The following is a 10,427-nucleotide window of genomic DNA, read 5'->3' on the forward strand; positions in this document are numbered from 1 at the left end:
AGGGCCCGCAGAGAATTAACTTGCCGGTTTTGAGACTTGACGCCGCAGTTCGGTGGGGTGGCCGCCCGCATGTTGTTCCTCTGCGGGCCCTTAGCACGTCCTGACGGCCATCGCGATCAACATCGAGCGCCTCAGTGGTCTCCCACCAACCGAGAAGGCACCCCCTTCCCGACGACCGACCGCCTTCCAGAGCTACCTCGACCGGTGCGGGATCCCCAGGCCAAAATCCTGGCGCACCCTGGGCACCTGACTTCGACAACTCCAAGATCCTCGACAGAGTCAAGCTCAGACACGCTCGCCGCCGCCAGGATGGGTGTCGCATCGTGCGGGTACGGTCGCGATCGGGGTGATTCTCCGTGTGTGCGTTGGAAACTGGCAGTACGTTGGATGTGTGACAGATACTCAGCAGCCGACCGTGGCGATCCTGACTGCTCTCCCCCTCGAGTACAAGGCGGTGAAGGCCCTCCTGTCCGACGTGGAGGAGGTAGATCACCCCGATGGTACCTACGCGGACATCGGCCGGATTCCCGGGCTTCCCTGGCGTATCGCTCTGCTGCAGACCGGAGTTGGCACGTTGAACGCGGCAACGGCAACTATGCGAGCAGATGCCTGGTTTCGGCCGCAGGCAGCCTTCTTCGTCGGGATCGCCGGCGGTTTGAAGGAAGACATTCACGTGGGTGAAGTCGTCGTGGCTACCAAGGTGTATGGAATCCACGGCGGAAAGCTCAAAGACGGGCGTTTTGATGTACGGCCTGAAGCGTGGCCTGTGTCTTACCGTCTTGACCAGGCAGCCCGCAAGGCCCTCGAAGACACCGCGCAATTCAAACCGATCGCGGTGGGTGACGTGGTACTGGCTGACCACGAGTCGGATCTCGCGGAGTTCCTGCGGACCAAATATGCAGACGCGGTCGCTATCGAGATGGAGGGCACGGGGTTTGCTCATGCTGCACATGTGAGCGACAAGCTCAATGCCGTGATCATCCGCGGTATCAGCGACAAGGCCGATGGCGACAAGGCGGAGGCCGAGAAGGAGGGCTGGCAGGAGCGTGCCGCAGCGAACGCCGCAGCGGCAGCGGTTGCTGTGCTCGGTAAGCTCAAGCCTGTCGACGAGCGGCGTGCAGGAGAGGAGCGGCGTGCCGCTGTGGACGCGGCAGTCAACATTTATGGAGGGGACCATCTCGAGTTCAAGGGGACATTTCACGATCCCGTTATCGGCAAGGTGGTAACGAAAGACTGAGACGACCGAAGTCAGGAAGAATTACGGCTGCGCCCGTACGGCTCAGTGGCCCGTATTCTATTCGCTCTGTCATCCCCTGCTGCGCTCTGCCGTGCAGTCCTTAGTCGCCGACTTCTTGCTTCTGCGCGTCTTGAGCGTCGCCTTCCGCGCCCGCCAGACGGAATGCTTTCCCGGCACGCTGCCAGGACGCTCGGGCTGATGTCGGTTCACCAGCCCTCTCCCACATCCGGGCCCCTGCGCGGAATGCCTGTCCGACGCCGTACCAGTCCGTGAGCCGTTCACGGATCTCTCCGTCGCGCTCGTAGGCTTCGGCTGCCCCCACCGCATCGCCCATCGCGCCCAAAGCCGCACCCAGGTTCGTCCAGGCCGCGCCTTCGTTCAATGCGTCGCCGAGTTCGTGGAAGATACTGCGGGCTCGGTTGAAGGCATCGACCGCCTCGATGAACCGTCTACGATCCTGGAAGATCACCCCGAGGTTGTTGAGTACTCGGGCTTCGTCCTGGCGGTTGCCGAAATCGACGTGTGCGGCGAGTGCCGACAGCAGGGCTTCCTCCGCCTCTTCGTATCGGGTGAGATATGTCAGGGCAATTGCCAGATCACCCAGTACCTGTGCCTCGCCAGATCGATCCTTGAGTTCCTGGAAGAGCCGGCGAGCGTGGCGAAATGCGTCGGCAGCCTCATGGAATCTCCCGGCACGCTGCAGTGCGTCTCCGTAGCTCCTGACAGAGATGCTCTCGCGCAAGGGGTCTTCCGCCAGTCTGGCTGCTTCCATCGAAGTCTTGCTCACGGTGATCGCGTCATCCGTGTAGCCGCGCCGCCGCAGGTATTCCGTAAGGCACAGTGCGAGGTCAACAGCGGTGACAGCGTGTCGCTCTTCTTCGACACCCCATTGGACCGCAGCCACGAGGATCAGGCGTTCCAAGTCGAACCAAGCCAAAGCCGCCTGCTCTTCTGCCGGAGAAGTGCGATCACGCCTACGTAGATCGTTGTCGGCTGCGTCCGCGCGCTTCCAGTAGTAGGCGAGAAGCCGCTGCCTTGCCGTGATCCCTTCCTCGCTCAGTTCCGTATCACCGCTCACGATGTTCATCGCGTATGCACGCACGAGGTCATGCAGTCGCCAGCGTTCGCGTGCGCTACCCCGCTCGGCAAGGTAGACGCGTTCCAGAGCACCGAGAGCACGGTTCAAGACGGCAGGATTCGGCGTGAGGTCTCCCAGGAGGGCAACGAGCGCGTCCGCCCCTACCTCAGGTCCGGCAGACATGGCCAGCAGCCGCAAAAGCCGGGCATCTTCGCTCCGCAGACGGCGGTAAGACAGATCGAACGCGGCGCGAACACTGCGGTAGCCATCGTCCAGCATGTCGATGCGGGTGCGTGACTCGGTCAGCTCGTCCACCAGCTCGCGCAGGGGTTTGGCACGGTCGATCGCGAGCAGTGCGGCCGCGATCTGAAGCGCCAGGGGAAGGTGCCCGCAGAGGATTGCGAGCTGCAGCGCACTGTCTGGGTCGTCCGTCATGCGCCTGTCTTCATCCGGGCTTGTATCGCGCAGAGCATGGTCGAGCAGTTCGAGCGAGGCGGACGGGGTGAGCTCTTCGAGCGACAGCACGTACGCACCGAGCTGCGTCAGCTTGTCACGAGATGTGATCAGGACGCGGTGGCGCGCATCACCAGGCAGCAGAGGCTGCACCTGTCCCGGCGAGGAGACGTTGTCGAGAACGATGAGCACACGTTCGCTGGCCTTGAGGAAAGTGCGGTAATGGCCAGCGTGCTCATTACCGTCCATTGGGATGTCCTCAGGGCGGGCGCCAAGCGCACGCAGCAGGGAAGGCAAAGCGCGATCCGGGGCGAGGGGATGGGCGCTGTAGCCCTCCATGTCGATGAAGAGGGTGCCGCCGGGGAACCAGTTTCTGTCGTCTGCGAGGTGGGCCGCCTGTACGGCAAATGCGGTCTTTCCGACGCCTGCCATCCCAGTGACGGCAGCCACGGGGCGCTGAGCACGTGGCTTGTGTGACGATAGCGGCTGCGGAAGGTGCCCCTTCGGTCTCTCATGCGGTTGGAGTGCGGTGAGAAGTCGCTCCAAGTCCTCGGTCCGCCCAGCGAATCCAACTGTGGCGGGGGGCAATTGGGCCTGAGGCTGACGAAAGGGTGGTCTGGGCCCGGGTCCGTCGTAGTAGTTGTTGATGATCTGCTTTCCGATCACTGTTCCCCGGAAGAATCCCGTGCCGAAGTCCAGGTGATCGCCCTGGTACCAACCACCACTGCCCGGCGCATGCGTTTCCATGGCCATGGCGACCGCACGAGCCGTGCCGAGATCTGCTTCGAGGAGGGGGGCCAGACCAGCTTTCCAGGCAAGCAGCTTTTGTTCCAGAACCGGGTCTTGCACCATCTGTGTTGCCACCGCATCCGCCAGCGCCTCGGGCGCAGAGTTGGCGGGCATCCCCGGCAGCAGCACCGCAAGCTCTCGTAGGGCTTGCTCACCATCTGGTCCGAGCCCACCATCCGCCAGCGTGGTGAGCAGCACCGTCAAGGCGGCATTCATGGTCGTCCCCCGGGCCCAGTACCGCGATCCTCACAACAAGTTAGTGACCCGCGGCGCTTCCCGGCAGCCATTTCGCACATGTGGCCGTCGTTCCTGCCGTGTCATGCCCTAACGTGTTCTCTGAGTGGGCCGTTCGGCCAAAGAGGACGCCGCGCAGGCACAGGTGGGTGGTCAGGTGGCAGACGCGACAGAGCACCCTCCGGCGATCCTCACGTCACTCGCCGTCGAAACAGCGGCCGTACGCGCGCACCTCATCGACGTCGAAACGCTACAGACGGCCTCGGGGCTGAACATCTATACGGGCCGTCTCACGCCCGGTTCTGGGCGGGTCGTCCTCGCCCAAGTTGACGCTCAGCACGGAGGCATGGTCAGGGCTGTTGACCAGCTGACCAGGATGTTCCATCCCGAATTCTTCTTCTTCGTTGGCCTCGCTGCCGGCCTGCGCGCAGACATGGAGATCGGTGATGTTGTGGTCGCCACACGCGTCTACGCCTACCGCGGCGGTGTGGAAACCCCGGAGGGCATCTATGCCAGGCCTCGAGCCTGGAGCGCCTCCCACCGGATGGTCCAAGTCTCACGCCTGGCCGTGCGTCGCGCTGAGCAGATGTGGGACTGGGCTGTTCACTTCGGGCCGATCGCGGCGGGCGACGTACAGCTCACGGAAGCCGACCCCACAGCCCTACTCAGGGCAACATCCAGCGATGCCGCCGCCATAGAGATGGAGGGAGCCGGCCTTGCTCACGCCGCCCACCTCATCGATTCGATGGATTTCCTCACCGTCCGTGGCATCAGTGACAAAGCTGACGCCTCCAAAGGACATCACCAAGCAAAATCTCAAGAGCACGCCGCAGCCAATGCCGTGGCCGTAGCTGTCGCTGTACTGTCCGAGCTTGAACGGACGTCCGGCTCAGCGCCTGGATCCGAACCGTCACATACCGCCTACGGTGGCGATCACGTCGACTTCAGAGGCAACCTCTTCATGGGTACGGTCATCGGCAAGGTGGTAAGTACAGAGACGCCCCAAGGCGACAACAAGCAGTAGCCGTGGAACGTCACGGCGGGGGGACTCAGAGGAGTCTGCGAACGATCTCGACAACTTCCTCCGTGGTGGTGGCCGCGATCCGGGGAAGAGGCGACGATTCACGCGACGCTGACACGGGAGTGGCTCGGCACCATCACAGGGATCACGTCGATTTCCGAGAGGGCCTTTTCGCCGGCCCGGTCGTGGGCGTCCAGCACCACTACCCCGCCGCTTTCCGGGCACGGGCTGCTCTGCCGCATCAGGTTTGAGTGCCTCCGCCCCAGGCAGGGAGTTTTGAGGGTCGAGCCGAAGCGGAGCAACTGCGCCGGACGTTGGTCGGTGGTCAGTCTGCTGTTTTGCCTGGACAGACCGTGCACAGGGACGTGCTGGTCGGCATGGGGGGTGTCGGCAAGACCCAACTCGCGGCCGCTGTGGACGTTCGCGTATTTCGGCTCTGTCGGGGATCTGATGTCGCAGGGTCGTGACTGCGGACCGGATCTGCACGTTCACGACGCAGCGCGCTCACCAGCTTGCCGAAGGAACGCGGGCTCAGCCCGGTAAACGGGGCTATCCAGGAGGGCTCCGACACCGTGATCACACCAGTCACGCTGAAGGCCTCCCAGTCCTGGATCGGACCACGGACCTCACATCGCCTCCCCGCCTACCGTGAGACGGCGATGCCACCAGAGGTCAGCACGCCACTGCCGACGATCAGCGAAGGGATCAGGCAGAGTGCGGTCGAGATACACGGTGTCCAGGGCTGCCACTTGATGCTTCAGCTCGGCGCGGGACCGGAAGGGCAGCCGTTGCAGAACTTCCTCAAGCACGTCACGGGCATGCCGCACATCGTCGAAGGAACAGCCACTGCACGAGCAGTGGGCGTCCTGGGGATACAAGGGCCGCCGCCCCGACGGTTGCAAGAACGCTTGATAGCGCCGCAGTGCGCGGGCCGTGGCACCGGGGAAGACGTAATAGTCGCCCGACAGGCGCTCCACTCGATGTATCGCCAGGCTGGTACGGGCGGAGAGCCCGTGGATCCGACTCGGCTGCGGTTCCTCCCAGATGCGAGGACCATGTTGCTGGGCGCGCATGGCACCAGGCCGTCTACGCGGCATCGGCCCTTCGGCTTGCGGTCATGACCGTCATCCTGCCAGCCCCACGCCTACGCAGCCAGGGATTAACGGGACAGCCCTGAGGTGAGTGCAGGCGGTGCGGATCTCTTTCAGTTCCCCGGCGTCGGCGGCCGGGAGGTGCTGGGGGTGCGTCGTGATCCAGCGGACGACGCGTCGGGGTTTGGGGGCCAGCCTGGGCTGCGGCCGGGAGACCGGCTGCTGCTTCCGTCCTGGTTGGCGGGGAGGTCTGAAGGCGCGGAAGTAGCGGCGGAGGCACTGGACGCTCCCGGTGAATCCGCGTTCGCGTAGTTCCCGGTGGAGCTGGGGAATGTCGTGACAGCCCTCCAGCCAGCGGGCGTCGAGGTGGGGCTTGCGCTCGTCCAACACGGACAGTCGTCCGGTGGTTTTGACCAGGAGTTCGTCGAGGCTGGCGGCGCGGGCGAAGCGACGGACGGTGGAGTGGTCCAGCCGCATTCTACGGCCGATCGCCGCCAGGGACTTTCCCTCGGCCAGCAGGGCCTGAACCGAAGCGTATCTCTCTGTGGTGCGGGCCACCAGGCGCCGGGGTTGGACGCTGCCGTCGAGCGTGCCGTCCGGCGGGACGAACGGGACGGCCACCGGCCTGGACGGCTCCGGCGTGACCCGGTCCCTCGCGGTTGCCTCCGCCATGACCGGGGTCGCCACGAACGCGGCCTGGATGCACCCGTGATGAGAGCCGACCGTTCTCTCCACCGCGTCCGCGACGTTCCGCCACAGATGCCAGGCGTCGGCGACCTGCATCGCCTGCGGAGCACCGCTTCGGGCCCCTTCCGCGTAGGCGCCGGCCCGGTCCCGGCAGATCACCTCTACTTCCGGGTGGCGGCGAAGCCATGCGGCCAGCGGCTCAGCGTCCCGGCCGGGCAGGACGTCGACCGGGCGGCGGGCTTCCAGATCAATCAGGATCGTCGCGTAGGAGTCACCCTTGCGCAGGGCGAAGTCGTCCACTCCCAGGAATCTGATGGCGCCAACTGGTGGCTGCGGAACCGATCGGAGCAGGTCCAACAGCGCGTCCTTGGCGATACGGATCCCGAGGACCGCGGCGAGACGGACGCCGGGACGGCCCGCCAGACACAGAGCGATCGAGGTGAGCATCGACCGCAGCACCTGCGTCTGCCGGCCATGCGGCCTGGTCAGCCCCTCAATCTGCTCGGCGAACGACACGGCTGGGCACCGGCTGCTCAGGCACTTGAACCGGCGCACGGTCAGCTCGATGACTACGGGGTTGCCGGACACGGGTACGTCGCCGAGCCGGCGGACGTACCGGCCGTGCACCCGCCACGACGGCAGACCGCATCCCGGGCATCTCACCAGCAACGTCTGAAACCCCGCGCGAAGCGTGATGATCCCGACCGTTCGCTTGATCGACTCCATGACAACACCGCACAGATGCAGCAATACCCCCCAACACTGCTGAACCGCACCCCTGGAGACTGCCCAGCTCAGCTCTGCGACATCACAAGATCCCCGACAGAGCCGAATTACGGGACGCTCAAACCGCACAGAGTGGGGAATTGCGTGATCGCTGACATCGGAAGCCCGCGCCCGCAATTAAGGCGCCCTGGCTGCACCAAAAGCGTCAGGTGGCCTTTCGAGGTTCACAGCGCCGGGCGCAAAAAAGTCTCACCCGCAGTGTGGCGGCGCCTTTAGGAAGAATGAGGGCTCTCCAGGTCGATGCCAGTGTCGTCTGCGCCATGCTGCTCGACATGGTCCGGGGTGGAGGACTCGTGGACCTCTACGACGTCCACCTGTACCACTCGGTGCGTCGGCTTCGTCAATTCCAAACTGGAGAGGTGCTTCCTCAGCCTCTTCGCCATGGGGAGGTAGGTCGCAAGCGTCAACCCACCGGAAACGACGGCCCCGACAACAGGGATAGCTTTGGAGACGGTCCTTGCGAAGGTTTGCTTCGTCATCTGAACGCCTAGATAACCCGCGACCCTTTTCACTATGGGATATATGACGCCCTTCGTAAGGGCCTTTTGCGGAAGCTTCTTGGCGACCTGTTTCGACATCATCCCTGCGACTGTCCCCACAGCGGTGTTCGCCGATTGGGTGCCGAACATCACGCCGACGAAGAGTGTGAGCACTCCCTTAGTCGCGTCATCGAGGTCATCGCTGTCACCGGAGAACAGATCGGGCCAGCTGTAGAGGTAGGCGAGCTTCTGCGCGATTCTCAACATGTGGCCGAAGTACTGGACCGCATCGGCAGGCACCGTGGCTGGAAGGAAAACCAGGCCAGGTATCCCGGCAGCTGCAGAGAGCGCGCTGACCTTGGCTGTTTCGTAGTTGATGGAATCGTTGGCCGCTTTGTCCAGGATCTCGAGCGGGATACCCGCCATTGCAGGGGTCCCCTCGATTGCGTTGCGGATCTCGTCCTCGGAGCAATAGCGAGCCAACGCCTGCCGAAGGTACGTCTCCCGGCTGATGCGCACGCCCGGAAGGTTCACTGCGCCCGCCAGTACTGCGGAGAAGCGCGACTCCGGGTCTTCGATCACCTTACTCATGGCCATGGCGAGAACCTACAGCATCGGACAGGTACGGAGTCCTTTCCAACCCGTCTCTGACGGGTGGCAGTTGGGCTGACCCTGTGTCGAAGCCCCTGATAGGTGATGGCTTGCGGCTCACGGCCTTGAGAATCAGCGCAGCCAACGGTCCATGCCAGATCGCCTATGGCGGCGTCGCCCGCTACGCCTCCTCCTGTGCTCGCCAGGCTTCCATGTCGTACGAGTTCGGGGCGCTGTTCCACTCCTTGACGGTGCGAGCGGCGGTGGCGTCCTGGTGGTCGCGCCACACGCTCCATGCCGTCGCTCGCAGATCGGCCAGGAACGGCGTCCCCACCTGGAGAGCGTCACCGCTGGTGATTCTTTGTCCGATGCGATCGGCCAGCTTCACCTCCTTTTCCGGGGAGTCGGTGGCAACCAGCATCAGGACGTAGTCGGCGAAGCCGTGTCCCCCGTGATCAGGCATGCCCTCCGTCGCGGGACAGGCAAGTGCCATCGCCCTGGCTTTGATCTTGTCGTACGCGAAACCGTCCCGGTCGGTACGCCAACGACCCCAGAAGCCCCTCTCAGCAGGGGAGCCGAGCATACCGATGAGGCGAAGAAGCTGGTCCAGGGTCGGAGCAGTCGTGAGGACGTTCCGTCATGTCCCGGACGGTAGTGCCCGCGTGGAGCGGACACCATCAAATGTGTTCCCGTCGGCCGCCAGTTGGGCAACAGGAATTGCCGATGGCTTGAGCATGTGGAACAGCAGGTGCCGGCTCGCGTTCGGGTCGTAGTCGTGCCTGCGAGCGTATGTCTCGCTGGCGTCCAGGACGCTGCACGGCCCGGCCAGGTGTCCTCTGCGAGCAGGCTGTTAGGCAACACTCCCCCCAGCGTCCTGCGGCCAGAAGGAGTCGTTGCTGTCAGTGCCGCTCGTTGCTGGATCCCAGTAGCGCACCGCTGCACATCACGACTGTGTACGCGGCAGCTTCAAAATCGGGTTCCACGCAAACCAGTTCAGTGCTTCGGCGCCCAGCTCCCACGGTGCGTCCAGCAACATCGCCTCGGTTGCCGAGAGGTCAGTGGTGACCTGGGCAGGCACCGCCGCTTGGATGCGTTCCATCAGCTCGCTCCGCTCTCGGAGGAACTCTTCGTCCTGCCCGTTCAGCCGGCGTATCGCCGCCCTCACGCTGGCGGGCCACTTTGGCATGCCGAAGTGGTCGTCATGGGTACCGAGCTGGGGGGCGGCAATAAAGAGCAGGAAGTCATCTGACGAAAGATCATCCTCGAAGTGCATGAGCACATTGGTCCGTTGCTTCACGTGTTTGCTGATGTCCCCGAGGTAGCCCCATCCGAAGTCCGTCAAAGTCCCGTCGCAACCTGGCCAGACCACACGCCGGTCCAGGATCGTGTCTTCCAGCTCCAGCAGGCGGAAGCAGTCGTCTGAGCCCAACACGTCAAACGCCTGCCGCGTGAGCCACGTGTTGCGGGCGAACATCACGCCGTCGTGCAGGTTCTTGCGGCGCTTGGTCGGCATGGAGCCGTGTGCGTTCTCGATCGGCCCATTGCGCCAAACGAACTGGACGATTCCGTGGGCGGCTGCCCAGCGCAGACCGTCCGGGGAGCCGAAGACTCCCATCTCCTCAAGCCGCTGGCGCCCCCACGTCAGCCACTTCTGGATGTCCTCGTCCGTCATCACCGCTGTTCCCCTCCAAGCGCCAGCCTACGACGCCTCTACACTCGACCGTCCCAGCGGATCGCCAGCGTCGCATGGTCTTCCCACCTACCATCCGCGTGCCGAGAATGAGCAGCAGGTCGCAACTCAGCCCGGCAGGCGCTCCCCCACGAAGCCTTCACCAGCCAGGAAACACCACGCCACCCAACTGAAGCACGGTGGCGTCGCGCATCTAAGACGTCATCCGCTTATCGATCACGGGGCTGGCCTGGTCGAACAGGATTCCTGATCGGGTGATCGCGTGAGGGCCGACGCATGGCAGCAGGGCCT

9 protein-coding genes and 1 pseudogene are annotated in these 10,427 nt (G+C 64.1%); 2 read left to right on the forward strand and 8 right to left on the reverse strand.

Going from position 1 to position 10,427, the window contains the following annotated elements:
* Nucleotides 1-391 precede the first annotated feature (391 nt).
* The gene (locus tag ACWCQK_RS41100) at nt 392-1,237 is read left to right on the forward strand and encodes a 5'-methylthioadenosine/S-adenosylhomocysteine nucleosidase family protein (protein ID WP_451164257.1); all 846 of its coding nucleotides are present in this window, start codon (nt 392-394) and stop codon (nt 1,235-1,237) included.
* Between the two features lie 100 nt (nt 1,238-1,337).
* On the opposite strand, the gene ACWCQK_RS41105 is transcribed toward ACWCQK_RS41100, so the two are convergent.
* Entirely contained in the window at nt 1,338-3,755 is a 2,418-nt protein-coding gene (locus tag ACWCQK_RS41105) for a tetratricopeptide repeat protein (protein ID WP_451164273.1), read from the reverse strand.
* A gap of 142 nt (nt 3,756-3,897) precedes the next feature.
* Here ACWCQK_RS41105 and ACWCQK_RS41110 point away from each other — a divergent pair, with 142 nt between their 5' ends.
* On the forward strand, nt 3,898-4,815 hold the full coding sequence (locus ACWCQK_RS41110; protein WP_451164259.1) for a 5'-methylthioadenosine/S-adenosylhomocysteine nucleosidase family protein: 918 nt from the start codon (nt 3,898-3,900) through the stop codon (nt 4,813-4,815).
* Between the two features lie 98 nt (nt 4,816-4,913).
* On the opposite strand, the gene ACWCQK_RS41115 is transcribed toward ACWCQK_RS41110, so the two are convergent.
* The 7 genes and pseudogenes from ACWCQK_RS41115 to ACWCQK_RS41145 all read right to left on the reverse strand — a co-directional run bounded on the left by ACWCQK_RS41115 (nt 4,914) and on the right by ACWCQK_RS41145 (nt 10,118).
* Nucleotides 4,914-5,054, reverse strand: a complete 141-nt coding sequence (locus ACWCQK_RS41115; protein ID WP_451164261.1) for a hypothetical protein — start codon at nt 5,052-5,054, stop codon at nt 4,914-4,916.
* A gap of 215 nt (nt 5,055-5,269) precedes the next feature.
* Nucleotides 5,270-5,401 (reverse strand): annotated as a pseudogene (locus ACWCQK_RS41120) (IS5/IS1182 family transposase); the annotation flags it as partial.
* Nucleotides 5,402-5,438: 37 nt separating this feature from the next.
* A complete protein-coding gene (locus tag ACWCQK_RS41125; protein ID WP_451164263.1) occupies nt 5,439-5,789 on the reverse strand; it encodes a hypothetical protein in 351 nt (116 codons plus the stop codon).
* 147 nt (nt 5,790-5,936) lie between these two features.
* Nucleotides 5,937-7,316 (reverse strand): ISL3 family transposase, encoded by a 1,380-nt coding sequence (locus ACWCQK_RS41130; RefSeq protein WP_451164265.1) that lies wholly within the window; start codon nt 7,314-7,316, stop codon nt 5,937-5,939.
* Nucleotides 7,317-7,588: 272 nt separating this feature from the next.
* On the reverse strand, nt 7,589-8,452 hold the full coding sequence (locus ACWCQK_RS41135; protein WP_451164267.1) for a hypothetical protein: 864 nt from the start codon (nt 8,450-8,452) through the stop codon (nt 7,589-7,591).
* Between the two features lie 175 nt (nt 8,453-8,627).
* Entirely contained in the window at nt 8,628-8,909 is a 282-nt protein-coding gene (locus tag ACWCQK_RS41140) for a hypothetical protein (RefSeq protein WP_451164269.1), read from the reverse strand.
* A gap of 480 nt (nt 8,910-9,389) precedes the next feature.
* Nucleotides 9,390-10,118 (reverse strand): hypothetical protein, encoded by a 729-nt coding sequence (locus tag ACWCQK_RS41145; RefSeq protein WP_451164271.1) that lies wholly within the window; start codon nt 10,116-10,118, stop codon nt 9,390-9,392.
* Nucleotides 10,119-10,427 lie beyond the last annotated feature (309 nt).

It is taken from the genome of Streptomyces sp. NPDC002306 (assembly GCF_053593435.1).